We start from the raw sequence: 25,937 nt of genomic DNA, 5'->3' as shown, positions 1-25,937 counted from the left end.
GTCAAGTCCGAATTCCGAAGAGTTCTCGGTCACCCTCGCGGAGGTTCATCGAGGACCGGTGCCGCCGGGCACCCCCGATTCGGGTGGACTCGCGGGCTCCTGGGGAGCCGGGACGGTCCTGGGCGGGCCCGCTGCACCCGGTTCGATCCCTTCCATTCCGGGAACCATCCGCATCAGGGTGTCGAAATCGACGACCTGAGTGCCGAGCGTGGGCGTATCGACGATCACGCCCTTCTTGAACAGCTGGTAGGTGCCCCGGTTTCCGGGCAGCCGCATCTCCGGGCCGAGCGGTTCCCCGACGACACTGGTGGCGCCGCCCAGGCGGGCGTATTCGGTTTCGATCGCTGTCGGTTGCCGCCTGGGCGCATCGGACGCACCCCCCGATTCGGCGGGCGAACCGTTCCCGGACGCACCGGGATCGCGGTTCGCCGATGTGTTCGGTTCGACCGCCGCGGGAGCATCCGGCTGGGCCCCCGCGGGAGCACCCGGTGGAGGACCGGCAGGAGCACCCGGCAGAGAACCGGCAGGAGCACCCGGTGGAGAACCGGCAGGAGCACCCGGCAGAGGGCCCGCGGGAGCACCCGGTGGAGAACCGGCAGGAGCACCCGGCAGAGGGCCCGCGGGAGCACCGGGTGGGGAATTGCTCGGAACCGGATCGACCCGTTCGTGATCGACCGGCTCGGTTTCGGCGGGCTTGGCATTCGGGTTGACGGGGACCCCGAGATCGGCCCGGAACCGCGGCGCACCCGGCACCGGGGTACCTATGGTGAGCTCGGCCGGGGTCGGCCCCACCTCGAAGACCTGGATATCGACCGGGGTACCTCCGTCGGATGCGGCGGAGTACTCCGCTCGCAGAATTCGACCCTCCCGGAGCAGAACCGTGCCCGTGGTCGAATCCACCGCGGTGTTGGTGCGCCGATCCTCCTTGGCGGTCCCGGGATAGGTCTGACAGTCAGTGGTATCGCAGGTCTGGGCGAACGGATAGCGGTGCTCGGCCAGGGCGTAGGAGCGGGAGGCGATGGCCTGCGCGCGCAGGGCCTCGGCTGCGCCGGAGTCCGCCCAGTTCGCCTGGACCTCGGCCGGGAGCACACCGAGCAGGTAGTCCTCGACATCGACCCGGTTCACCGTGTGGACGGCGCCGCCGGAGTCCGCCACCCCCAGGGAGCCGCGATAGGAGCCACCGCCGCACAGCGTCAGATGCTCGGTCGCCGGACGGTTCGGCGAGGGATCGAGGGGATAGATCCAAGGGTCGGCGGTCTCGGCCTGCCAGACCACCTCGCCCTCGCAGCCGGTCGTCACCTTGACATCGGCCCGACCGTTCGGGCGCGGGGTCAGATGGGCCACTTGCCCCGGTTTCACCAGCCGACCGGCCGCGCGCGCGCCCATATCGGAATAGGCGCTCAGATCGACGCCCTCGCGGCTCATGAGCCAGACCGATATCGAGGCGGGGCCGACGCTGCCCAGGGTGGCACCCGGATAGTAGTGCCCCAGAATGCGTTCGGCCGTCCATCCGTCACGCGCGTTGTGCATGGCGCTCAACTGGCTCAGCCCGCGTCCGTGCACGGGTTCGGCGACCGTACGGTACGCCGGGTCCGTGCTGTCGCCGGGCCAGAACAGGGATTCGGCGAGCAAACCGGCCGCGACTCCGATAGCGAGTGCCGAGCCGGCCTGGATGGTCCGCCGCCATGTCAAGCGGGATAACCAAGCCCCTACCGGCGTGTTTCGCCTACCTCGGCCCGACTGGGGGCGGTTGTTGCGGTTTTGTTGTGGCATCCGTGCACTCCCTCGTTCATCCCTACGCGGCGCGTCCGGCATGTCGTTTCGACGGGTCACGATCCGAGAGCTACATTCGAGCGATCAGGTAAAGACTCAACCACAGGTTTAGAGATGTGACGTTTGTGACTAGTGTGGTCTGTGAGACGTCTGTATGCAAGAGCGAAACATCTCACCGATCAATGGTTCGAAAACCCTGATTGGAGACGCTCGTGCTCTACCGCAAATCGAAGCGTTCCTATGTTCTCCCCGTGGCCGCGATTCTCGCGGTTGCAACTCCGGCGCTCATGCCCGGAGATTCCAACGACTACCGATCCGCCAATAACAGCGAGCCCGCGACCATCGGGACGCGACTGGTCGAGGTGGGCCTGGACAACGCTCCCGATACCGTGCTGCCGTTGCGCGAACTCGGCGGACCCGACCTCCCCGAACTGAGGCTTTCCGATCTGTATTCAGCGTCTCCGATCGAGACCGCTCCCGGCCGAACGCCCGCCGGTATCCAATTCGTCGCCGAACGGAACGCCCCGGCCGCCGACCCGAACGCCCCCGCGCCGGCTCCGGGTGTGGTCCCGCCCGAGCTCATGAACGAGGTGGGCGCGCACGTCAAGGAGCTCATCCGGGACACTCCGTTCAGCGTGGTCGCCCTCACCGCCGAAGACCTGACGAACACCACGGCCATGATCCGCGCTCGCCGGCCCGACGGCACCTGGGGTCCGTGGTACCAGGCCGAACCCATCGAGGAACAGGGCACCGCCGCGGCCGGCGGCACCCAGGGCACCGAACCGATCTACGTCGGCAACACCGAAGCGGTGCAGATCTTGGTGACCCGGAAGAAAACCGATCCGCCGGCCGACCCCGCGGTCCAACCCGTCACCACGGTCCACCCGGTGGACAAGGCCGCCTCGGGTCTCACCGCGGTGCTCATCGACCCGGGCCGCGGCGCCGGCGACGCCGATCTCGACAGCATCGCGGCCGAGTTGCCGAACGGTGGACCCCGCGTGATCACCCGCGGCCAATGGGGCGCGGACGAATCCCTCCGCTGCCAGGCACCCACCTACGACGACGGCCTGGGCGGGGTCACCATTCACCACACCGCCGGCCGCAACGACTATTCCAAGGCCGAGTCGGCCGGTATCGTCCGCGCGATCTACACGTATCACGCGCAGACCCTCGGGTGGTGCGATATCGGCTACCACGCCCTGATCGATAAATACGGGCAGATCTTCGAGGGCCGTTACGGCGGTCTGGACCAGCCGGTACAAGGGGCCCACGCGGGAGGTTTCAACCAGAACACCTCCGGAGTGGCGCTCATGGGCAACTACCAGAGCGAGACCCCGTCCGAGGCGAGTATCGAGGCCGCCGGACGGTTCGTCGGATGGCGGACCAAGATAGCCGGGCTCGACCCGCAGGGCCACACCACCATGTACTCCGAGGGCACCCAATTCACCCCGTACGCCCAAGGCGAGGAGGTGAAGCTGCCGATCGTCTTCGCCCACCGCGACGTCGGCAACACCAGCTGTCCCGGTGATGCCGCCTACGCCCAGATGGACCGAATCCGCGCTATCGCCGCGGAAACGGCCGGCAGCGGCCGACCCGAACAACACAGACGCCCCAGCCGACCGGAGATAGCGGCCCTCGCGGCACTCACCGCCAAACTGCTCGCCATGGCACGCGACAACCTCGTCGCCGAATACTGGGTTTCCACCGGCGGACCGGACGGTCCGCTCGGTCAGGCGGCATCCGAGCCGATGCCCGCGGCGCAGGGCCAGCAGTACGCCAAATTCGTCAACGGCTACGTCTACACAGCACCGGACGGCTCGGCCCACGAGGTGGCCGGCAAAATCCTGGATCGTTTCCTGGAACTGGGCGCCGACACCGGCGCGCTCGGCCTGCCGCTCAGCAATACCTACCCCGTACCCGACGGACAGCGCCTCGACTTCCAGAACGGTTCGCTGATACTCAACGAACTCACGGGCATCGTCACCACGGCGTGGAAGACCTATAACGAGACGCATCCACATCAGACGCAGGGCGATACCGCCGCGGACCTGGGCGGGGCGCCCGCCCCGGGCCCCGGATCGCCGGTACAGGACACCGCACCGGCACCCGAAACACCGGCACCCGCGACCCTGCCGCCGAGCGTGCCGGAACCAGACCGGGCTGCCGGGACCACACCTGATCCGGGGAACGGCACCGCGCCGAATGCCGCCCCCGGTAGCGCCTCGGCACCCGAAACCGACCCCACGCCGAATCAGGCACCGGCGTTCGCCCACGAACCCGGCTTCTCGGCACCCGCCGCACCCGAGACCACACAGGAACCACTCGGCGACGGGTCAGGGCAGGGCCTATCCACGTCCGAGCAGGCACCTGCCGCAGAACCATCACCCACCGGCGTGCCCGCACAGGCGGAACCCGAACCGGCCCCGGCGGGTTGAAAAATCCGGTCACGGACGCTTCGGGACGGATGACAACCGACACCTCCCGTCCCGAAGCGCTGTCATGGGCACCACACCCGGCTCGGGCGCAGGCACCGCGATTCCCCGGTTTCTCCGACCACCTCCCAACCAACAGTCGAGGTCGCGACTCCGGCGCGGGTGTCGGCCGTCACTTCGGCCGACACCCGCGCCGCTCGCCGTCGATGGACAGAGCTCAGTTCCACCAGCGTTCGAGCACTCGGGCGACCCCGTCGTCGGTATTCGACGTGGTCACCTCTTTCGCAGCGGCCATGGCCTCGGGGTGGGCGTTGGCCATGGCGACACCGTGCCCGGCCATGACGAGCATCGGCACATCGTTGGGCATATCCCCGAACGCGATCATGGTTTCGGGATGGATTCCGAGCCGCTCGGTGATCACCGTCAGCCCTGATGCCTTGGTGACACCCGGCGCGGACAGTTCGATGAGGCCGTGCTCCGTGGAGTAGGTGATATCGGCCCGGTCGCCGACCAGCGGAGCCAGCGTGGCGCGCATATTCCCGCTGTGTGCGCCCGGCAGCCGGATCAGCATTTTGATCGCGGGGGTATCGATCACCTCGTCCCGGGCGACCGCGGTGTCGTCGGGGTTGAGCCAGGCGTGTTCGTATTGGGGTGAGCTGACGAATTGCGGAGTCGCCGCGTCATGGGCACTGGCGCCCACCCGTTCGGCGGCCAGCCCGCAGCCGGGAAGTTCCTTCTCGGCGATATCGGCCAACCAGCCGAGGGTGTCCACGTCCAGTGCACGGGCCGCCAGTACCCGGTCGGCGGCGCTGTCATAGATGACCGCCCCGTTTCCGCAGACGCACAGCGGTGCGAAACCGAGTCCGTCGACCACCGGCGCGATCCAACGCGGCGGCCGGCCGGTGGCCAGTACGAACGGCACACCGTCGGCGACCAGCGCCCCGACGGCGGCCTTGGTGCGGGCGCTCACCCGTTCCGCGGGGTCGATGAGAGTGCCGTCCACATCCGTGGCGACCAGCTTCGGTTTGGGCAGTTGCAGACGTGTCACCTCTTCCATTCTGCTGTGTCCCGCGCGCGGCGCCGGCACGGTCGTCCACCGGACGGTGCGGCGGTGCCGCCGACGCGGCCGCACAGAAGCGGGCGGGCGGGGCAAACACGCAGCACAGCCGTTGCATGCGCATGCTCGGCATCCGCTCCCTATGATCGGGTGCTACACCAGCACACGAGGGGACGCATGACCGGCTTTCTGCTACGACGCGCGCTCAATTACGTCGTTCTGTTGCTGTTGGCATCGTTCCTCACGTTCAGCCTCGCCTCACTGACATTTCGCCCACTGGACAGTCTGGAGCAGCGCAATCCACGCCCTCCGCAGTCGGTGATCGACGCCAAGGCCGAGGAACTGCACCTCAACGAGCCGATCCCGCAGCGCTACCTGACCTGGGTGCGGGGGGTGACGCACGGCGACTTCGGTACCACGCTCTCCGGGCAGCCGGTGAGCGAGGAACTGCCCCGCCGGGTGGGGGTGAGCCTGCGGCTGCTGATCATCGGTTCGATCGTCGGCACCGTGCTCGGGGTACTGATCGGCGCGGCCGGGGCGATCCGCCAATACAGATTCAGCGACTATTTCACGACGGTCGTTTCACTGCTCATCCTGTCAACCCCGGTCTTCCTGCTCGCGACCGTGTTGAAATACGGGGCGCTGGAGATCAATTTCCTGACCGGTCAGCAGATCTTCCTCTACACCGGCGAAACCTCGGCCCACCGTATCGAGGGCGCCGGCGCGCAGCTGCTCGACCGCCTGCAGCACCTCGTGCTGCCCACCCTGACGCTGGCACTGGGCGGGATGGCCGGCTACAGCCGCTATCAGCGCAACGCCATGCTCGACGTACTGCAGAGCGATTTCATCCGCACCGCCCGCGCCAAGGGCCTCACCCGCGGCAAGGCACTGTACAGACACGGCCTGCGCACCGCGCTCATCCCGATGGCGACCCTGTTCGCATACAGTCTGGGCGGCCTGATCACCGGCGCGACGTTCACCGAGAAGATCTTCGGCTGGCACGGCGTCGGGGAATGGCTGGTCGATTCGATCAACGCCCAGGATGTGTACGTAGTGGTCACCGTGACCGCCTTCGCCGGGCTGGTGATCCTGGTGTCCGGCCTGCTCTCCGATATCGTGTACGCGATTCTCGACCCGAGGGTGCGTGTGGGATGACCGAAGCCGAGATCATCGTTCAGGGCGCGCCCGAGGTCGCCGCGTCGGGCAGGCGCAAGCTGGTACTGCGACGGTTCCTGCGCAACAAACCTGCCGTGGTCGGGGGCGCGATACTGATCCTGCTGTTCGTCGCGAGCTTCGCGCTGCCGCCGTTTCTGCCCTACGACTATCAGGAACTCGACTACACGGCGCTGCTGCAACCGCCCAGTCCGGAGCATCCGTTCGGCACCACGGCCATCGGCCAGGACGTTCTCGCGCAGACTCTGCGCGGATTGCAGAAATCGCTGATCATCGGCCTGTGCGTCGCCATCTTCTCCACGACCATCGCCGCGCTGACCGGTTCCATCGCCGGACTGCTCGGCGGCCGGCTCGACCGCGTTCTCATGTGGCTGGTCGATCTGCTGTTGGTGGTGCCCAGCTTCATCATCATCGCCCTGTTCGCGCCGCGCACCAAGGGCAGCGGCTCGCTGGTGCTGCTGATCATCCTGCTCAGCGTGTTCGGTTGGATGATCAGCGCGCGGATCGTACGCGGACTGACGATGAGTCTGCGGGAGCGGGAATTCGTGCGGGCGGCACGGTATATGGGTGCGCCGACGCACACCATCATCCTCAGCCATATCGTGCCGAATATCGCGTCGATCCTGATCATCGACACCACGCTCACTGTCGGCGCCGCCATCATGGCCGAAACCGGGCTCAGCTTTCTCGGGTTCGGCGTGCAACCGCCGGATGTGTCACTGGGCTCGCTGATCGCGTCGGGAACCAAATCGGCGTTGACCTACCCGTGGCTGTTCCTGTTCGCCGGTGGACTGCTGATCATCACCGTGCTCTGCGCGAACCTGGTGGGTGACGGTTTGCGCGATGCCTTCGACCCCGGGGCGACGCGGGCACGGTCGCGGAAGGCGCGGAAATGACCGAAAAGACCGTGGCAGGCTCGTCCGACAAGGCCGAGGTCGCCCTCGACACATCCGGCTCGGCGGGCAGGACAGGTTCCGCGCCGCTGCTCGAAGTCTCCGACCTGCGGGTCTCGTTCCCCAGCGAGGAGGGGCGAGTCGACGCGGTGCGCGGTGTGAACTACACGGTTTCCGACGGCGAGGTGCTCGCGATCGTCGGCGAATCCGGCTCCGGCAAGTCGGTGTCGTCGCTGGCGGTGATGGGGCTGTTGCCCGACCAGGCCCGGGTGAGCGGTTCCATCCGGCTGCGTGGCCGGGAGCTGCTCGGCCTCGACGACAAACGACTGTCGAAACTGCGCGGCAGTTCGGTGAGCATGGTGTTCCAGGATCCGCTGTCGGCGCTGACTCCGGTGTACCGGGTCGGCGACCAGGTGGCCGAGGCACTGCTGGCGCACGGCACCATGGGTAAGGCCGAGGCCGCGCAGCGCGCGGTGGAGTTGTTGGATCTGGTCGGTATCCCCGAACCGGAGTTGCGCGCCAAGGCGTTTCCGCACGAATTCTCCGGCGGTATGCGCCAGCGGGTGGTGATCGCCATGGCGATCGCCAACGATCCGGCGCTCATCATCTGTGACGAGCCGACCACCGCGCTGGACGTAACCGTGCAGAAGCAGATCCTCGACCTGCTGCGCAAGGCGCGCGATATCACCGGCGCCGGGGTCATCATGATCACCCACGATATGGGCATCGCGGCCACCCTGGCCGACCGGGTGGCCGTCATGTACGCAGGTCGGATCGTCGAAACCGCGAGTACCGGCGAACTGTTCAACACTCCTCGGATGCCGTATACGGTGGGGCTGCTCGGTTCCATTCCCCGGATGGACGGCCCCGCCCGGGCACCGCTGATCCCGATCGCCGGCGCGCCGCCCGCCATGCACGCACTGCCGCCCGGATGCTCCTTCGCGCCCCGCTGCCCGGTCTCGGTGCAGGCCTGCCGCGCCGCGGAACCGCCACTGGACGAGATCGGCCACGGCCGGCGGGCCGCGTGTATCCGCACCGGCGAACTGGGTTCGGCCGACCTGTTCGACGCCTACCGCCGGGAGATCGGCGAACCCGAGGCCTCCGCCGAAACCGACTCCCGGGTGGTGCTGAAGGTCACCGGCCTGGTGAAAACCTTCCCCATCACCTCCGGTGTGATCCTGCGCCGCCACAAGGGCGAGGTACGTGCGGTCGACGGCATCGGCTTCGAGATCCGGGCGGGCCGCACCCTGGCGCTGGTCGGGGAATCCGGTTCCGGTAAATCCACCACCCTCACCCAGATCCTGGATCTGGTTCCACCACAGTCGGGCACCATCGAGATCATGGGCCGCGATGTGGCCACGCTGAGCCGCGCCGAGCGCCGCGAATTGCGCCGCAAACTGCAGATCGTCTTCCAGGACCCCACCGCCTCTCTGGACCCGCGACTACCCGTTTTCGACGCCATCGCCGAACCGCTGCGCGTCAACGGCCGCCCGCACGCCGAAATCTCCCGTCGGGTACCGGAGCTGCTGAAACAGGTGGGACTGCGTCCGGAGCACGCCGACCGCTATCCGACCGATTTCTCCGGCGGCCAGAAACAGCGCATCAGCATCGCCCGGGCCCTGGCGCTCGATCCGGAACTGCTGGTGCTGGACGAGCCGGTGTCCTCGCTGGACGTTTCCATCCAGGCCGGTGTGCTGAACCTGCTGCGCGACCTGCAGGCCGAACGCGGTCTGTCGTATTTGTTCGTCTCGCACGATCTGTCCGTGGTCCGCAATCTGGCCCACGATATCGCCGTGATGTACCGCGGCAAGATCGTGGAATCCGGACCTGCGGAGCAGATCTTCGGCGATCCGCGGCACGAGTACACCCGGGCGCTGATAGATGCGGTACCGGAACCGGTCGTGCATCGTTGACCGTGCGCGTGGTGCTCACCCAGCAGGAAGGATGTTCGACCATGAGTAACCGAACACTGCGGAGATTGTTCGCGGTGCCACTGTTCGCCGCGGCCCTGGTCGCGGCGGGCTGTGGCGCGAACGACTCCGGCGCACCGGAGGGCGCTGTCGCCGCTCTCGGCACCACCAACGACATCAACCCGCGCGATGTCGGTGAACTGCGCGACGGCGGGAACCTGCGGCTGGCCGTAACGTCGTATCCGGCCAACTGGAACGCGCTGTCCAATGACGGCAACGATGCCGAAACCGGCGGCATCATGCGGGTCATGTTGCCGCGTGCCTTCCGGACCGATGCGGCGGGCAAGCTCTCGGTGAACACCGACTACTTCACGAATGTCGAACTGACCGACACCAACCCGCAAAAGGTCACCTACACCATCAACCCGAAAGCGGTGTGGTCCGACGGCACTCCCATCACCTGGGAGGACATCGCGTCGCAGGCCAATGCGCTCAGCGGTCGCGACAAGCGTTTCCTGATCGCCAACACCATCGGTTTCGACCGGGTGGAGAAGGTCGAACGCGGGGGCGACGACCGGCAGGCGGTTATCACGTTCAACAAGCACTACGCGGATTGGGCGGGCCAGTTCGCGGGCAACTCCATGCTGTACCCCAAGTCGGTGACCGCGACCCCGGAGGCGTTCAACGACAGCCTGGTCAATGGCCCCGCCCTGACCGCCGGGCCGTTCACGGTGCAGTCCACCGACCGCACCCAGGGGCGGATCGTGCTGGGTCGGAACCCGAAGTGGTGGGGCGACACCCCGAAACTGGACACCATCACCTACACGGTGCTGGCCAGTGAGGCCATGGTGCCCGCGCTGGCGAACAACGAACTCGACGCGGTCGGGCTCGGCACGCGCGAGGACATGGAGACCGCCCGTAACACCGCGGGTATCGCTATTCGCCGGGCGCCGGGTAACAGCTGGTCCCATCTGACGTTCAACGGCGCACCGGGTTCGATCCTCGCCGACGCGCAGGTGCGGACCGCCATCATCAAGGCCATCGACCGTGCGGGTATCGCCAAGGCGATGCAGAACGGCCTGGTGCAGAACCCGGTTCCGCTGAACAACCACATCTACCTGCAAGGCCAGGAGGGCTACCAGGACAACAGCCTGCCTTTCGACCCCGACGCCGCGGCCCGGGAGCTCGACGAGCTCGGCTGGAAGCTCAACGGCGATGTCCGCGTGAAGGACGGCCGCCCGCTGGAGATCCGCGACGTCATGTACAACGACGACACCTGGGTGCAGGTCGCGCAGATCATCCAGCAGAATCTCGCCCGCATCGGGGTGAAACTGCTTATCGAGACCAAGCCCGGCGCCGGGTTCTTCACCGATGTGATCCAGCCCGGCAATTTCGATGTCGGACAGTGGTCCTGGGTCGGCGATCCGTTCCCGCTCAGCAGCATCCCGCAGATCTACGCGTACAACCCGAACGACCTGCAGGGCAATTACGGTCGGATCGGCACCCCCGAGTTGAACGGCCTCATCGAGCAGACCCTGTCCGAACTGGACCCGAAGAAGGCCGTCGAGCTGGCCAATCGGGTGGACCGCGAGGTGTTCGAGTCGGGGCATTCGATTCCGCTGGTGCAGTCGGCCGGCAATGTGGGTGTGCGCGCCGACCTGGCCAATTACGGCGCGGCCGGTCTCGCCTCGCTCGACTACACCAAGATCGGTTTCCTGAAGTAGTTCGCGCATCAGGGTTTCCGGTCCGGTACCCGTGACGTTCGGCGTCCCGGCGGTTGTTACCGCCGAGGGCGCCTTTCGTCGTTATCCACCGCGAGCGGCCGCCTTCCTCGGCCCGTGAGAGGCTGGAACGATGGCGGTTCCGGCAGCGCTGACCTATCCGATGGGCGTGACGTTCGCTGCTCTGGCCGCCTGCCTTGTCTGGGTTCCGTTCGCCGATCTGGACCAACTCGGTGCGCTGGTGACGGTGGCCGTGGGAATTGTGGGCTACACGATCTATCGCCTGGCCGTCGCGTCGGGGTGGGTGCGCAACGGGCTGGGTGAGCGGCGCACGGTGGCGGTGCGGCGGGTGCGGCAGGAGTATCGGCTGCTCGCCCGCTCGTGGCTGGAATTCGACGATGGGGGGCGCGCGCGCTGGGTGCCGGTGTATTTCGATCCCGCGCTGATCGGGCTGGTCGAATCCGAGGCCGAGGTGAGCGGGCGTCGGCTCGCGGTGGGTGCGCTGCGGCTGTTCCCCGCCGGACGGGTGCGGGATACCGAACCCGTGGGCCGTCTTGTCGACAATCCGTCCCGCCGGGCGCCCGACGCGGCGCACCGGGCCGCGACGGTAGCACGGCCGCGACGGCGACTACTGCTGGACGCGCAGGCCGCGGTGGTCGCGCCGTTCGCCGGGCTGATGTGGGTGTACGTGGTGGGTGGAGGGGTGCCGGCGTTCGCCGGGGCGAGTTGTGTGGCGGCGGCAGCGGCGGTGTGGCTGTCGGCGGTCCGCGGCTCGGATCCCAGCTGACCGAACAGCGCGGTCCCCAGCGGTCCTCGGTGCCGAAGCAGCGGGCCGAGCTGCGGATAGAATTGGTCTGACCACTTGACCTTATTACCAATGTGGACCACAGTAGGCCTATGGCATTGCAACCGGTGGTGCGGCGATCGGTCTCGGCGGAGGTTTTCGAGCAGATTGCGGCCGATGTGCTCAGCGGCGAACTGGCGCCGGGAACGACTCTGCCGAGCGAACGGCAGTTGGCCGAAGCGCTGGGTGTCTCCCGTCCGGCGGTGCGGGAGGCTTTACAGCGGCTGGCCGCGGCCGGGCTGGTATCGGTACGGCAGGGCGATGCCACGACGGTTCTGGACTATCGCCGTGGCGCCGGGCTCGAGATACTGCCTCGGCTGCTCGTCCGTGGCGGTGCGCTCGACCCGGCGGTGGCGCGCAGCATCCTGGAGGCGCGCCTGCACAACGGGCCGAAGATCGCCGAACTGGCCGCCACCCGATGCGCGTCGACCGGCGAACCCGGTGCCTCCGATCCGGCGACCGCACTGCTCGAGTGTGTCGACCGACTGGCGGCCGAACAGGATCCGATCGGCCGACAACGGATCGCCCTCGAATTCTGGGACCACCTGGTCGACGCCGCCGATTCGATCGTCTTCCGCCTCATGTACAACATGCTGCGCGCGGCCTACGAACCCGCGCTCGAGGCATTGGCCCCCCTCATGTCCGCCGAGGTCGGCAATGCGGCGGGATACCGCGATGTGGCCGACGCCGTGCTGGCGGGTCGGCCGGAACAGGCCGCCGAGAACGCCAGAGCCCTCCTGGAACCGGCGACCACCGCACTGCTCGGCGTCTTCGCCCGGACCTGAGCGCGAGATCGGAAACCACGATGGCCACAGCACACTCGAACAAACCGACCGATACGGACGCCAGGGCCGAGGTCCGACGGGACGAACGCGCCCTGCGACGCGGGTTCACCCTGCGGATGGCCCTGCGTGAGTTTCTGCGCCACCCCTCCCCGTGGCTGATCGGGACCGCTGCGGTGGTCTCGCTCACCGGACGGCTACCGATCGGCGACTGGCGGATCACCGATGCACTGCTTCCCCTGGTGATGCTGACGCTGTTCCCGTTCTTCGAATGGACCGTGCACGTCACGGTGCTGCACTGGCGGCCCCGCCGGCTCGGCCCGATCGCCATCGACAGTGAACTGGCACGCAAACACCGCGAACACCATATCGATCCGCGCGATATCCCGTTGATCTTCATCCCCACCAGGAGCCTGCTGCTGGTGATCGCCGCCCTGGCGGCGATCGGCCTGTTGGCCTTCCCCCGGCTCGGGCTCGGACTCACCTTCCTGGTCACCTTCACCCTGATCGGCCTGGTCTACGAGTGGACCCACTATCTGATCCACTCCGACTACAAGCCGAAGCACGCCTTCTACCGTGCCATCTGGCGCAACCACCGGCACCACCACTACAAGAACGAGCACTACTGGTTCGCGGTGACCACCGTCGGGACCGCCGACCGCCTGCTGGGTACCTTCCCCGATCCGGCCGCGGTCGCTGCCTCGCCCACCGCACGCAACCTGCACTCGGTGTAGTTCGCGCCGTCTCGGCCGAACCGACGTGGTTATCCGGTGGACCCGGCCCTGCTCTCGGACGGCCCACCGGATAACCACGTCGGTAGGGTGCGGACATGCTGTCGCGACGGGTGGGACTGACGCTCGGGATGGGGATCGGCGCGGGGGTGGCGGTCCAGGGCCGGATCAACGGCGCATTGGGGGCGCGGCTGCAGGACGGGGTCGCGGCGGCGGTGGTGAGTTTCGGGACAGGACTGGTCCTGCTGGTCATCGCGTTCCTGTTCAGCGCGCGGTTACGCGCCGAGCTGGGGCGGGTACACGGTGCCCTCGCCGAGGGAACACTGCGGCCCTGGCAGCTGCTCGGTGGGCTCTTCGGCGCCGGATTCGTCGCGAGTCAGGGACTCACGGTGGCCGCGCTCGGCGTGACCGCGTTCACGGTGGCCGTGGTGGCGGGACAGCTGTTGAGCAGTCTGGTGGTGGACCGTCTCGGTCTGGCGCCCAATGGGCGCACACCCATTACCGCGATGCGTATCGCCGGGGCCGTACTGGCAGTGGGGGCCGTGCTGTTGGCCGGCTCGGGCGGTTCCGAACCAGGGCCGTTCACCACCATGGCGGTGCTGTCCGAGGTGCCCGCGCCGCTGCTCATCGCGCTGCCCGCCCTGGCCGGTATCGGACTGGCCTGGCAGCAGGCCGTGAACGGACGGGTCGGCGCGGCCGGGGGGCCGATCGCGGCGACACTGATCAACTTCACCGTCGGGCTCGGCGTCCTGCTCGCCGCCGAAACCGCGGTGCTGGCCTACGTCGGCCGGCCCACCCACTTCCCCGACGAGCCGTGGCTCTACCTCGGTGGACCGATCGGTGTCGTATTCATCGCCGCCGGGGTCCTGGTGGTGCGCTGGATCGGGGTACTGCTGCTCGGGCTCACCTCGATCGCCGGACAGCTGGTCGCCTCGGCGCTACTCGACTGGGCGCTGCCCACCGGCGCGGGGCTCTCGCCCACGGCGCTGCTCGGCTGTGCCCTCACCCTGGTCGCGGTGACGGTCGGGGCCTCGCGGCGTGGCGATCCTGTACGAGCCGATTCCCACCGAACCGAATAGCCGACACCGACCGCCGGCACCCCGGTGCCGGCCTACGGCCGGGCAGGCCGGCTCGGACGGGCTACTGCTCGACCGCCTGGTCGGTGAGTTCGCGGGACCGCAGTTCGTGTCCCTTGGAGGTCTTGCACCGGCCCGACTCCAGATCCCACTGCCAGCCGTGCAGATTGCAGGTGAGCGTGGTGCCCTCCACCACCCCGAATTTGGACAGGTCCGCCTTCAGATGCGGGCAGCGGCGCTGTACTTCCCAGCCATCGAGTTCCACCGAGGCCGAATCGTCGTGCGCCTCGGCGAACCAGCCGTCGGCGTAGGCGATGCGCTCGTCGGTGAGGCATTTGAAGAAGGTGTAGAGGAATTCGTTGTAGCCGCCGATGCGCCACGCCTGGAAGCGGGTGGACAGGAAGATGGTGTTCACCCAGTCGGGTTCGTTGTCGCGCAGCACCGTACGCACCAGTTCAGGGGCGATTCGGAAGCCGTAGCGGTATCGACCCTCGCCGTCGATGGGGGCGCGCACGGTTCGCTTGGGGAAGTCCAGCACCACGGTCTCGTCACCCATCACCAGGCCCACCGGATAGCCGATACCGTCGCAGATCAGGTCGCTTTGCGCCATGAGCGGTTCGAACAGCTCCTGAAGCGGCCGCAGCAGCGGCTCGCCCTCGGCGGGCGCCCACGACCGCTTCTCCCGTTCCAGCACCGGCGCCATCTTCTGGGCCATCTTCTCGATGAAGGCGGCCTTGTCGTTCCAGATCTCGGTGGGATCGTAGGGGTGGATGAGTTTCAGCTCGGCACCGTGGACCTCGGCCACCGACCCCGGGATCATCAGCACACCGCCGGAATTACCGTGGACGCGCATCTGCTCCAGGAAAACCATCTGGTCGGGGAAGATATTGCCCTCGTCACCGTGATCGTCGTTGAGATAGCGCAGTTCCTCGTCCAGGAAGACCGGTGGACCGGCCGACGGGACCACCCAGGTGGCGCCGACCTGTTCGATATAGCTGCGGGCCCGGTCCATACCACGCTGCCGTTTCTGCTTGCCGAAATTCGATTTCGTGCGCGTCGGGATGTCGTAGACCATCGGATACCAGATGGCGCCCGAGTACTGCAGCAGGTGGATATCGATCCGGCCGAACGCCTCGTGCAGGACGTCCATATCCACCGGGCGGGCATCATTCATGTTGAAGCAGGTGGTTTCGCCGTCGGAGACCACCAAACCGGAATCGCCGATCGGACCGTCGGCCGGCGCGCGCAGCGCGATGATCATGATGTCCAGCTCGCCGCCCGGGCCCTCGACGGTGTGCTTGACCGAATCCTCGGTTTCGAAGAACTTGTGGAAGCCCAGTTTCTCCAGTTCGCGCCGCAGATCCGGGACCGGATAGTTGGGCAGCAGAACGGTGGCGTCCTTGTTGACGTGATCGGCCAGCGTTTTCGCGTCGAAATGGTCGCGGTGCAGATGGGAGACATACAGGAAATCGCAATTGCCCAGTTCGTCCCAGTCCAACTCGGTGTTGTCGGGAAATGGGAACCACGAACCGAAGTAGGCGGGGTTGACCCAGGGATCGCAGAGGATCGTCCCGGCCGCGGTTCGGATATGGAAACCTGCGTGTCCGACGCTGGTGATCTGCACGAGCTTGCTCCTCTTGACCGTTGCCGGCCATCCAGGGTAGTGGGTCAGGGCGTCACGTCACCGATGCAGTGGCCATCGGTGGTCTCGGTCACGGTGAATACTCGGCTCCGGGTCACCCCGGAAGCGTTCGTCACGGGCACCCGCACTGCGATATAGCCGGGGCCGATCTGCTCGGAGCTGATCTCCTGATCGGCGAACGCGGTGGTCCCGGTCAGCGCGCTCGGCTTGTTCGCCAGCGGCGCGGGAACCGGGCTGCCGGTGCCCGCCGGGTCCCAGTTCGCCGGGGTCGCGCGGCAGACCAGCGGATAGGTGTCCTCCCGGTCGGCGGGATCGAGCGGTTCCCCGACGAGTCGGGCCAGGTAGCGACGCACGGCGTGTCGGGCGTCGGCGGTGTCGTAGGCGGGTTCCGTACCGGCCGCGTGGACCCGCGGGCAGGCGTAACCGGACTCGACGGTGGTTGTCTCGACGGTGAGCGTATAGGTGTCGTCGGACCAAGTGATCCTGTCGTCCGCGAGAGTGCCGGGCCCGGACAGGGTGGCCAGTACCCCCGTGCTGTCGGCGTACATATCGGCCGAGGTCAGCGGCGGGATCATCCAGCAGCGCGCCTGCAGGGCGGTGGTATCACCGGCCGCCAGGTCGGCGGCGAAACGCCGGAGGGCCGGCCCGGCCTCCGGCATCCCGGCGACAGCGCCGACCTCGGGGGCGTCCGCGGGCACGGGGGGCAGGTCGGCGGTTTCCGGCCCGACGACCGGGAGGCCGGATAGCGCGGTGGTCGGTGCGACGGTCTCTGCCGGGGCTTCGGCCGCGGCCCGCGGATCCGCGTACTCGTCCTGGATACCGGAGACGGAATCGCATCCGGTGCCGAGCAGGGCGCCGGCCACGGCGATTCCCGCGCTCACGGCGCGCGTCGTCCAACGACGCCGGTCGCGACCGGTCGCCGATAGCCGTTGGGCGAGTTCCACTTCGACGATCACCTTTCATTACGACTCGAGCCGGGACGAGCGGGTTTTGCGGTCCCGGACGTTGACGGTCCGCGCCGGCGACGATGTACGTGAGTATCGCGCTGCGGGCAGGCCGCTGCCGGACGAAACGGCAGCGACTACGCTAGCGAACTTGTGGAACCCGTCTACCGGACGATCATCGGCCTGGCCCGGACCGTCTTCTTCGTCCAGGGCCTGAAGTTCACCGTCACCGGTGATGAACATATCCCGACCACGGGTGGCGCCGTGATCGCGGTCAACCACACCGGCTATATGGACTTCACCTACGCGGGTCTACCGGTTCGCACATCGAAACGCTATATCCGGTTCATGGCCAAGAAAGAGGTCTTCGACAACAAGATCTCCGGTCCGATTATGCGCGCACTCAAGCATATTCCGGTGGACCGCACCGCGGGCGCGGATTCCTACAAGGCCGCCGTGGAATATCTGCGCCGCGGGAAACTCGTGGGTGTGTACCCCGAAGCGACCATCAGCCGCAGCTTCGAGATCAAGGAATTCAAATCCGGTGCCGCGCGTATGGCCCTGCAAGCGGACGTACCGATCATCCCGATGGTGATCTGGGGCGCTCAGCGGGTGTGGACGAAGGGCCACCCGAAAAGGCTGGGCCGTACCAACACCCCCATTTCCATCGCCGTCGGCGCCCCGATCCGGCCCTACGAGCCCATCGCCGAGCTCACCGCCGAACTGCGCTCCACCATGCAGCGGCTACTGCGCGAAATCCAGCAGGACTACGTGCACGAGCCCGGCGCGTATTGGGTGCCGGCCCGTCTCGGCGGCAGCGCGCCTACCCTGGAAGAAGCCGATGCCATGGACGCCGCCGAAGCCGCGGAAAGGCTCGCCCGCATACGGACGAGGGGCAAACCCGAGGCCGACGACGCGAACGGCGACCGGTCCGGGCACGAGAAGACCGATGCGGGCGAGGAGACCGCACAGCAATAACAGGAGTTCGTAATGGCCCGTGAACCGGTTTTCGATATTCTCACCGGACTGGCTCGGACCGTGGTCGCCGTGCAGGGACTGCGCGTCGATATCGACGGCCAGGAGAATATGCCACGCTCCGGCGGCGCCGTCCTCGCCGTGAACCACACCTCATACCTGGACTTCATCGAGGTCGGCCTGGTCGGTCACCGGTCCGGACGCAATGTCCGATTCATGATGAAGGCCGAACTCGAGCACGGCATCGTCGGTTTTCTCATGAAGCACTGTAAGGCGATCGGTGTCGATCGCACCGCGGGCGCGGAATCCTATGACCGCGCGGTCACCGCTCTGCGCGCGGGCGAAGTGGTCGTGGTGTATCCCGAGGCGACCATCAGCCGCAGTTTCGAGCTGAAGGAATTCAAATCAGGTGCCGCGCGTATGGCCCTGGAAGCGGATGTCCCGATCGTCCCGATGGCCATTTGGGGCGCCCACCGCATCTGGACCAAGGGATTCCCGAGGCAGTTGGGCCGCCACAGCTTTCCGGTGAACATCCGCATCGGGTCCCCCCTGGCCCCTGGCGGCAACACCGGTGAACTGACCACGACCCTGCGCGCACGCATGGACGATCTGCTCACCGCCGCCCAGGACGGATACCCGATGCCACCGGGCCAACCGTGGGTACCCGCCCGGTTCGGGGGCAGCGCACCCACCCCTGCCGAAGCCGCTGTCCTCGAACAGGAGGAATGGGCGCGCCGCCGCGCCCGAGACCTGGCGCGGGATCGGCCGGTCAGCCGGTGACCCAGGGGCCCACACCGCCGACCTTGTCGATTCGTATCCGGGTGAGGTATCCGGGCGGTGCGTCCGGGGGCGGGAACTCGACACCGGGACTCGCCAGGGTCTTCGCCAGATCGGCGAGGAGCTCGGGTGCCCCGCCCTCGACGATCCGGGCGGTCCCGGTGATCGAGAGGTAGGGGCGCATCACCTCGCCGCGTTCCGGCGAGACGATGGTGAGGGCCACTCGCCCGTCGCGGCGGACATTGCGTACCTTCCTGTGTTCGCTCAGATGCGCCACGACCAATTCATCGCCCTCGGGTGTCGATCGGAGAGCCACCCATACCAGGCTGACCTGAGGACTTCCGTCCGAATTGAGGGTGACCAGAGTGGCATCGGCACCCGAACCGATGAGCGCGCGGGCCGAATCGTCGAGTTTCATGTGTTCTTCTACCGTTCGGCGACAAGATTAATTCCTCGGCGTGTCCGGGCAGGAGGTACGGCACGCTGTCCGGTGGTATCTCCGGCCCGACGCCGGCTCAGCGCGCGGTGGAGCGGAACCGGCGCAGTCGCAGGCTGTTACTGACCACGAACACCGAGGAGAAGGCCATGGCTGCCCCGGCGAGCATGGGATTCAGCAGGCCCGCCATGGCCAACGGGATGGCGGCGACGTTGTAGGCGAAGGCCCAGAACAGGTTGCCCTTGATGGTCCCGAGGGTGCGGCGGGACAGGCGGATGGCGTCGACGGCGGCCCGCAGATCGCCGCGAACCAGGGTCAGATCGCTCGCCTCGATAGCGATATCGGTGCCGGTGCCCATGGCCAGGCCCAGATCGGCGCGGGCCAGGGCGGCCGCGTCGTTGACACCGTCGCCGACCATGGCGACAACCTTGCCCTCGTTCTGGAGGCGTTCGATCACGGCCGCCTTGTCCTGCGGCAGCACCTCCGCGATCACCTCGTCGATACCGACCTGCGCCGCGATCGCCCGGGCCGACGCCTCGTTGTCGCCGGTGAGCATGATCGGCGTCAGGCCGAGGCCGCGCAGCTGTGCCACCGCTTCGGCGGAGGTCGGTTTCACCGTGTCGGAGACGACCAGCACACCGCGGACCCGGCCGTCCCAGCCGATCGCCACGGCGGTGCGGCCTTCGGCCTCCGCCGCGCGCATCGCCCGCTCCAGCTCGGTGTCCAAGTGCAGCGACCAGTCCGCGAGCAGGCCGGTGCGGCCGATGACCACGGCGTGCCCGTCCACCACGCCGTGTACGCCGAGTCCGGCGACATTGGCGAAGCCCTCGACCGGTTTCGGCTCGCCGACCCGCTCCCGGGCGCCCTTGGCGATGGCCTGGGCGACGGGGTGTTCGGAGGCGTTTTCCAGCGCTCCCGCCAGTTCGAGAACGCGTTCGGCCCGCTCGCCGTCGGCGGCGATCACCTCGTGCAGGGTCATCTTGCCCGCGGTGACGGTGCCGGTCTTGTCCAGCACCACCGTGTCCACCCGCCGGGTCGATTCCAGGACCTCGGGGCCCTTGATGAGGATGCCGAGCTGGGCGCCGCGGCCGGTGCCGACCATCAGCGCGGTCGGGGTGGCCAGACCCAGCGCGCACGGGCAGGCGATGATCAACACCGCCACGGCGGCGGTGAAGGCCGCGGCCACCGCGCCGCCGGTACCCAGCCAGTAGCCGAGGGTGGCCACCGCCAGGGCGATGACGATCGGGACGAAGATCCCGGCGATGCGGTCCGCCAGACGCTGCGCCCGCGCCTTGCCGGTCTGGGCGTCCTCCACCAGTTTCGCCATCTGCGCCAGCTGAGTGTCCGAGCCGACCCGGGTGGCACGCACCACGATCCGACCGCCGACATTGACCGTCGCCCCGACCACCGAATCGTCCGGGCCGACCTCCACCGGGATGGATTCCCCGGTCAGCATGGACGCGTCCACGGCCGAGGAGCCGTCCTCAACCACCCCGTCGGTGGCGATCTTCTCGCCGGGACGCACCACGAAACGGTCGCCGACCGCGAGCTGATCCACCGGTATCCGCTGTTCGGTTCCGCCCCGCAGTACCGACACCTCTTTGGCGCCGAGTTCCAGCAGTGCCCGCAGTGCCGCTCCGGCTCGACGCTTGGACCTGGCCTCGAAGTAGCGCCCGGCCAGGATGAAGGTGGTGACACCGGCGGCGGCCTCCAGGTAGATATTGCCGGTGCCGTCCATGCGGGCGATGGTGAGTTCGAACGGGTGGGTCATCCCGGGAATACCGGCGGTACCCCAGAACAGGGCGTAGACCGACCAGGCGAAGGCGGCCAGGGTACCCATGGAGACCAGCGTGTCCATGGTCGCCGTGCCGTGCCGCAGATTCGTCCACGCCGCACGGTGGAACGGCAGTGCACCCCACACCACCACCGGCGCGGCCAGCGTCAGCGACAGCCACTGCCAGTTGGTGAACTGCAACACCGGGACCATCGCCATGGCGATCACCGGAACGGTCAGCACCAACGACACCAGCAACCGGGTCCGCAGCGACGCTGTCGGGTCCGGCTCGTCGGCCGTCTCGGTGTCGGCGTCGGCCGGTCGCGGCAGGGTGGCGGTGTAGCCGGCCTGCTCGACCACGGCCACCAGATCCTCCGGGGCTATATCCCCGGTGAAGTCGACGCGCGCCTTCTCCGTCGCGTAGTTCACGCTCGCGACGACACCGTCGAGCCGGTTCAGTTTCTTCTCGATACGACTCGCGCAGGACGCGCAGGTCATCCCGCCGATCACCAGTTCGACCTGGCCGGTGGGCTGCTGGGCCGTGGTCATGATGCGCTCCGTTCGGTATTCGGCCGGTCAGTTTCCGTGGCCCGAGTGACCCGGGTGGGGGGTGTGCTCGGTGCCACCTGTCGGGGGCTCGGGGTGGGCGCCGATCACCGAGGTGCCAGATGCGGCGGTCACAGTGAATTCGGCCGTGTGGACTACCCCGCGGTGCTGGAAGTCGAGGAACAGCCGGTAGTCTCCGGCGCTCGGCGCGTTCACCGCGAAGGCGATACCGGGCCCGGCCTTCGTCACTCCGTCACCGGGGTGCCCTTCCGGGTGGACGTGCAGGTAACCGAGGTCGGTAGCCCGCAGCGCCACCAAGTGTCCGTATGCCCCCAGGTAGGGCTCCAGATCGGTGACAGGCCTCCCGTCGCGGGAGACGGTGAGTGTCACGGTCGAGGTCCGTCCCTGGACGAGTGTGCCGTCGAGTGTGACGGTGTACCCGTCGACGGTAGTACCGGTGGTCGCCTTCGGCAGCGATTGTGGATGGTAGTCGCCCGCCACTCGCAGCTCCGAGCCCAGGGTGAACGCCTGTCCGTCGGCGGTGACGAAATCGGCGAAGACGCGGTAGTCCCCGGCGTGGCTCAGGTCCACCGGTGCGCTCCAGGTGCCCTGCTCGTCGAGCACCGGGTGAAGGTGCCGGAACGCGGCCATGTCCCGCCGCACCACGATCAGATGCAGGTCTTTCTCGTGGTTCGGGGTGTAACGGGTGACCGGCACCCCCTCGGCGTCCAGGATCCGGAACCGCACCGGCACCTGCGGACCCGCGTCCACGGTCGGATCCTCCAGAGCCAGCGTGTAGCCGCCCTTGGTACTCGTCAGCCCTCCCGCCTCCTCACCATCGGACGGGGTGGGTTCGTGCGGTCCGTTTCCGTGCGCGCTCGCGTCCTCGCCGGTGGGACCGACCAGGGCTCCGATCCCCAGCGCGATCCCGAAGACCGCGACCAAGCCGGCCGCGAAACCGGCGAATTTCATGGGGGTTTTCATCGGGTGCTCCATTCAGGGTTGGCCTGTACGGCGACGTCCGCACCGTCGCCCTTGGCCCTACCATACCCCCCTAGGGTATTTTGTCAACCAGCTGTTCCGCGGCGTGACCTCCCGGTTCACCACGGCGCGGCAACCAGGAACGGGTCAATACGGCGATACCCAGGATCGCGACTCCGAGCAGGGCGACGGTCGACGCCATCGACAACCACAGCGTCGCCGACGCGACGAACCCGAACACCACCAGAGCGACCACCTCCTCCAGCAGACCGGCCACCGAGGTGACAGTGGCTCGGGCCCGACCTTCGATGGCGTCCTGCAATCGGGCCTCGGCGAGGACAGCCGCGTTGTAGACGATGCCGTAGGAGGCGGCAATAGCCGTGAACCCGAGACCGGTGAACACATACACCGCATCCGGTCGGCGCACCGCCAACCCCGCGACGACCGCACCCACCAGGAACAGCACACCCCCGATACCGAGCGCGACCGCCAAGGCCCGGGCGCCGACCTCCGCCGTGCGGCCCGCCAGGCTCGATCCGAGCAGCGATCCGAGCACCGTCACGCCGACCAGCACCGGAACCACCGCCGTCGCGGCGCCGGCTTCCGCGGCGACCAGGGCGAAATACTCGTCGAACGCGGTGATCCCGGCCAACAGCGCGGCGAGCACCACACCGCGCCGGACCACCCGTACCCGCACCGCCTCCGTCACTCCCGTGCGCAACATCGCGAGATAGCGGGAGACCGATCCCGAAGCGGCCGGTGCGGCGGTGGGCTCGACCGGTCGCGGCTCGCTCGGCACGCCGGCGGCGTCTGCGAGCTCGTCCACATCCGTCGTCGAAACGCTTTTCGGTGCCGCGGGCAGCGTGCCGGCCAGGGCCGTGTGCCCGGCCGCGAACGCGACACTGACCCAACCGACGAGCGCGTAACCGCCCCACAGATACAACGGAGTGGCCGCGAGAATGCCGAGGAGGGCCGCGACCTCGGTCGCGGCCCTGGCATATCCGAGAATGCGCGGGTAGGCCCACCCCGAGCCGTACGCGGTGAGTTCATCGTACAGCAACGCCTCGAAGGTGCCGGAGCGCAGCGCGCTCGACACACCCCACAGCACGAAACCGAGCGCGAAACCGAGATAGGACGGTACCACCGTCCACAGCACGAAACCCGTGGTCAGCAGCACCCCGCTGAGCACCAGCAGACCACGCCGCGAGACGGTGTCGGCCCAGGCACCGGAGGGCACCTCGAGCAAGAAGGTCGTCATGGACCAGACGGCGAGCAGCAGCGAGATCTGTCCGGGGCCGAGTCCGTGGTCGGCGAACAACAGCGCGTAGAGCGCGTAATAGGGGATCAGGTCACCGGTACCGGTGAACAACACCGCGCGCACGGTGAGCGCGCGGAGTCCGGCCCGCCGGTCGGCACCCGTCCGACCGGGTCAACGGTGGTAGAAGAGCAGACGCATGCCCACAAGCATGTGCACCGGTCCACGGGCCGTCAAGCGAATAAACCGACCACCGGCGCGTCCCGGCACCCTCAGTCGAGCGGCACCCAGCCGTTGGCATCCGCCGGTGCGGCACCGTCGAGCTCGCGGGCGGAACCCGCGCCGATCCTGCCCTGTTTCTCGTTCAAGTCGTCGATCAACGCGGCGACCGGATGCGATTCGCTGTAGTGATAGCCCTGCGCCAGCGCGAATCCCAGTTCGGTGAGCACCGCGGCCTGGTGTTCGGTCTCCACGCCCTCCGCGATGACCTGCAGATCGAGCGATTTGCTCAGGGCGGCGATAACCCCGAGCAACGGCGGCGCGGGCGAATCGGAGCGGATCGCGGCCACGAAGGACTGGTCGACCTTGATGATGTCGCTGGGCAGGGTGGCCAACCGGCTCAACGACGAATAGCCGGTACCGAAATCGTCGATGGCTATCCGGACGCCCCGTTCGCGCAGAATGTGCAGATTCGCGATGGCGGTCTCGGATTCGGCGGCCAACTCGCTTTCGGTGACCTCGAGGACCAACTGGTGTGCCGGCCACCCGGTATCGGTGAGGATTTTCGCCACCCGGTCCGCATAGCCGGTCTCGGCCAGTTCCAGACCGCTGACGTTCACGTTCAGCGTGAGGTCCAGCTGGGCGAAGGTCTGCCGCAGTTCGGCGGCGTCGGTGCAGGCGCGGCGCAGCACCAACTCGTCCAGATCGGAGATGAGGTCGTATTCCTCGGCGACCCGGATCAGCCCTTCGGTGGTGACATCCGGCTGGGCGTTGGACGACCAGCGCAGCAGTGCCTCCACGCCGACAGCCTTGCCGCTGTCGCCTTCACCGAGGCTGACGATCGGCTGATAGTGCACGTCCAGGGTGCCCTGTTCGATCGCTTCCCGCAGTTCCACGGCCAACGGCGTCTGCCGCGAGGACTCCAATACCGACCGGTTGCGGCCCGACTGCTTGGCCCGGTACAGGCCGACATCGGCGCGGCTCACCAACAGCGAACCGGATTCACCCCGCTGCCATGAGGTGACACCCGCCGAGCAACCGGTGGTAATCGCCGCCCGTAGCTTCTCGGTGAGCAGGATCGCGGCCTGTTCGGTGGTACCGGGCAGCAGCACGGCGAAGACGTCGCCGCCGTAGCGGGCCAGGGTCTGGCCGGGTTCCAGCAGGCCCGCCCAGGTATCGGCGATCTTCTGCAGGACGGCGTCCCCGGCTCGATGCCCGAGGTGGTCGTTGACCTTCTGGAACCGGTCCAGGTCGACCAGCACAAGGGCCAGGCTCTCACCGGACCGGGTCGAGTTCTCGATCGCGGTGTTGACCGCGCGGTCGAATCCCCGCCGGTTGAGCAGACCGGTCAGCACATCGATATCGGCTTCCGACGCCATCCGGGTCAGGATGCCGACCACCACGCCGACACCGAACGTCACCCCCGCCGGGACGATGCCGGACCACCACGGCAGCCCGGCCCGGGAGGGCATCACGAGCAGACACAGCACGATCGCGAAGGCGATATGCGCGAACGCCTGCGTCCAGGCGAAGAACAGCGCGGCGTCACAGGCGACGAAGGCATAGAATCCGGCCAGGGTTATCGCCCCGACGGTATTCGGGAACGAATGTACGGCAATGGTGACCAGCACCGTGGCCACCGCGACATAGCCGTGGTGCAGCCAGTGCGGCAGCCGCGGCCCCCACCCCAGCAGGCTGATACCCAGCAGCAGCGCCACCACGGCCGCGGAACCGACCAGCACCCGGTTGCCGACATCGGCCGGGCTCAGCACGCGCGTGGGCGCGACAGCGGTCACCAGAAGACCAAGAGCGCCGCCCATGACATAGAACGCCCCGGTCGTTCGGGACATCACCATGGCCGTCGCCAACGCAGACGCGGCCCGCACCCGGGTTCGGGTATCGCCGCGAGACCCGATTCCTCGCACGACCACAGCCTAGACAACAGCGTCTGTCGAGGTTGCCACAACGGGGCATGAAGGGTACCCCGTATCACATA

20 protein-coding genes are annotated in these 25,937 nt (G+C 67.7%); 11 read left to right on the top strand and 9 right to left on the bottom strand.

Annotated elements, in window-relative coordinates:
• Positions 1-45 precede the first annotated feature (45 nt).
• Positions 46-1,692: a SpoIID/LytB domain-containing protein gene (locus ON20_RS00440; protein WP_051161288.1), complete on the bottom strand. Its 1,647-nt coding sequence runs from the start codon at positions 1,690-1,692 to the stop codon at positions 46-48.
• A gap of 332 nt (positions 1,693-2,024) precedes the next feature.
• Between ON20_RS00440 and ON20_RS00435 the strand changes: the two genes are divergently transcribed.
• Entirely contained in the window at positions 2,025-4,208 is a 2,184-nt protein-coding gene (locus tag ON20_RS00435; protein ID WP_245546910.1) for an N-acetylmuramoyl-L-alanine amidase, read from the top strand.
• Between the two features lie 214 nt (positions 4,209-4,422).
• On the opposite strand, the gene ON20_RS00430 is transcribed toward ON20_RS00435, so the two are convergent.
• The gene (locus ON20_RS00430; protein WP_040832774.1) at positions 4,423-5,262 is read right to left on the bottom strand and encodes a Cof-type HAD-IIB family hydrolase; all 840 of its coding nucleotides are present in this window, start codon (positions 5,260-5,262) and stop codon (positions 4,423-4,425) included.
• A 177-nt stretch (positions 5,263-5,439) separates the two neighbouring features.
• On the opposite strand from ON20_RS00430, the gene ON20_RS00425 reads away from it, so the two are divergent.
• The 8 genes from ON20_RS00425 to ON20_RS00390 all read left to right on the top strand — a co-directional run bounded on the left by ON20_RS00425 (position 5,440) and on the right by ON20_RS00390 (position 14,395).
• The gene (locus ON20_RS00425) at positions 5,440-6,417 is read left to right on the top strand and encodes an ABC transporter permease (protein ID WP_040832773.1); all 978 of its coding nucleotides are present in this window, start codon (positions 5,440-5,442) and stop codon (positions 6,415-6,417) included.
• On the top strand, positions 6,414-7,331 hold the full coding sequence (locus tag ON20_RS00420) for an ABC transporter permease (RefSeq protein WP_040832772.1): 918 nt from the start codon (positions 6,414-6,416) through the stop codon (positions 7,329-7,331). Before ON20_RS00425 ends, ON20_RS00420 begins: the two co-directional genes overlap by 4 nt.
• A complete protein-coding gene (locus tag ON20_RS00415) occupies positions 7,328-9,241 on the top strand; it encodes an ABC transporter ATP-binding protein (protein ID WP_083864410.1) in 1,914 nt (637 codons plus the stop codon). The genes ON20_RS00420 and ON20_RS00415 overlap by 4 nt, the downstream gene beginning before the upstream one ends.
• Before the next feature lie 41 nt (positions 9,242-9,282).
• Positions 9,283-10,962, top strand: a complete 1,680-nt coding sequence (locus ON20_RS00410) for an ABC transporter family substrate-binding protein (protein ID WP_040832818.1) — start codon at positions 9,283-9,285, stop codon at positions 10,960-10,962.
• A 130-nt stretch (positions 10,963-11,092) separates the two neighbouring features.
• Entirely contained in the window at positions 11,093-11,746 is a 654-nt protein-coding gene (locus ON20_RS00405; protein WP_438803358.1) for a hypothetical protein, read from the top strand.
• Positions 11,747-11,856: 110 nt separating this feature from the next.
• Complete coding sequence (locus tag ON20_RS00400; protein ID WP_040832771.1) at positions 11,857-12,588, top strand: FadR/GntR family transcriptional regulator; 732 nt, start codon at positions 11,857-11,859, stop codon at positions 12,586-12,588.
• 116 nt (positions 12,589-12,704) lie between these two features.
• Positions 12,705-13,319, top strand: a complete 615-nt coding sequence (locus ON20_RS00395) for a sterol desaturase family protein (protein ID WP_245546911.1) — start codon at positions 12,705-12,707, stop codon at positions 13,317-13,319.
• A gap of 95 nt (positions 13,320-13,414) precedes the next feature.
• Entirely contained in the window at positions 13,415-14,395 is a 981-nt protein-coding gene (locus tag ON20_RS00390; protein ID WP_040832770.1) for a DMT family transporter, read from the top strand.
• A 61-nt stretch (positions 14,396-14,456) separates the two neighbouring features.
• On the opposite strand, the gene ON20_RS00385 is transcribed toward ON20_RS00390, so the two are convergent.
• Both ON20_RS00385 and ON20_RS00380 read right to left on the bottom strand, forming a co-directional pair.
• Positions 14,457-16,016: a Rieske 2Fe-2S domain-containing protein gene (locus tag ON20_RS00385; protein ID WP_040832769.1), complete on the bottom strand. Its 1,560-nt coding sequence runs from the start codon at positions 16,014-16,016 to the stop codon at positions 14,457-14,459.
• 44 nt (positions 16,017-16,060) lie between these two features.
• Positions 16,061-16,990, bottom strand: a complete 930-nt coding sequence (locus tag ON20_RS00380) for a hypothetical protein (protein ID WP_051161285.1) — start codon at positions 16,988-16,990, stop codon at positions 16,061-16,063.
• Positions 16,991-17,131: 141 nt separating this feature from the next.
• Here ON20_RS00380 and ON20_RS00375 point away from each other — a divergent pair, with 141 nt between their 5' ends.
• Together ON20_RS00375 and ON20_RS00370 are read left to right on the top strand one after the other, a co-directional pair.
• Entirely contained in the window at positions 17,132-17,956 is an 825-nt protein-coding gene (locus ON20_RS00375) for a lysophospholipid acyltransferase family protein (RefSeq protein WP_245546909.1), read from the top strand.
• A 12-nt stretch (positions 17,957-17,968) separates the two neighbouring features.
• Entirely contained in the window at positions 17,969-18,733 is a 765-nt protein-coding gene (locus tag ON20_RS00370; protein WP_040832768.1) for a lysophospholipid acyltransferase family protein, read from the top strand.
• On the opposite strand, the gene ON20_RS00365 is transcribed toward ON20_RS00370, so the two are convergent.
• The 5 genes from ON20_RS00365 to ON20_RS00345 form a co-directional block, all read right to left on the bottom strand.
• A complete protein-coding gene (locus tag ON20_RS00365) occupies positions 18,723-19,148 on the bottom strand; it encodes a PPOX class F420-dependent oxidoreductase (RefSeq protein WP_040832767.1) in 426 nt (141 codons plus the stop codon). The genes ON20_RS00370 and ON20_RS00365 overlap by 11 nt on opposite strands.
• Before the next feature lie 97 nt (positions 19,149-19,245).
• Positions 19,246-21,489, bottom strand: coding sequence for a heavy metal translocating P-type ATPase (locus ON20_RS00360; RefSeq protein WP_040832766.1), 2,244 nt, complete (start codon positions 21,487-21,489; stop codon positions 19,246-19,248).
• A 27-nt stretch (positions 21,490-21,516) separates the two neighbouring features.
• Entirely contained in the window at positions 21,517-22,470 is a 954-nt protein-coding gene (locus ON20_RS00355) for a DUF8832 domain-containing protein (RefSeq protein ID WP_083864415.1), read from the bottom strand.
• Positions 22,471-22,540: 70 nt separating this feature from the next.
• A complete protein-coding gene (locus ON20_RS00350) occupies positions 22,541-23,839 on the bottom strand; it encodes an MFS transporter (protein ID WP_051161305.1) in 1,299 nt (432 codons plus the stop codon).
• Between the two features lie 155 nt (positions 23,840-23,994).
• Positions 23,995-25,866 (bottom strand): putative bifunctional diguanylate cyclase/phosphodiesterase, encoded by a 1,872-nt coding sequence (locus ON20_RS00345; RefSeq protein WP_245546908.1) that lies wholly within the window; start codon positions 25,864-25,866, stop codon positions 23,995-23,997.
• Positions 25,867-25,937: the final 71 nt, after the last annotated feature.

This window comes from Nocardia brevicatena NBRC 12119 (assembly GCF_000308495.1).
In the GTDB taxonomy this organism is placed as follows: Bacteria; Actinomycetota; Actinomycetes; order Mycobacteriales; family Mycobacteriaceae; genus Nocardia; species Nocardia brevicatena.
This window is presented reverse-complemented; position numbering and strand designations above follow the sequence as displayed.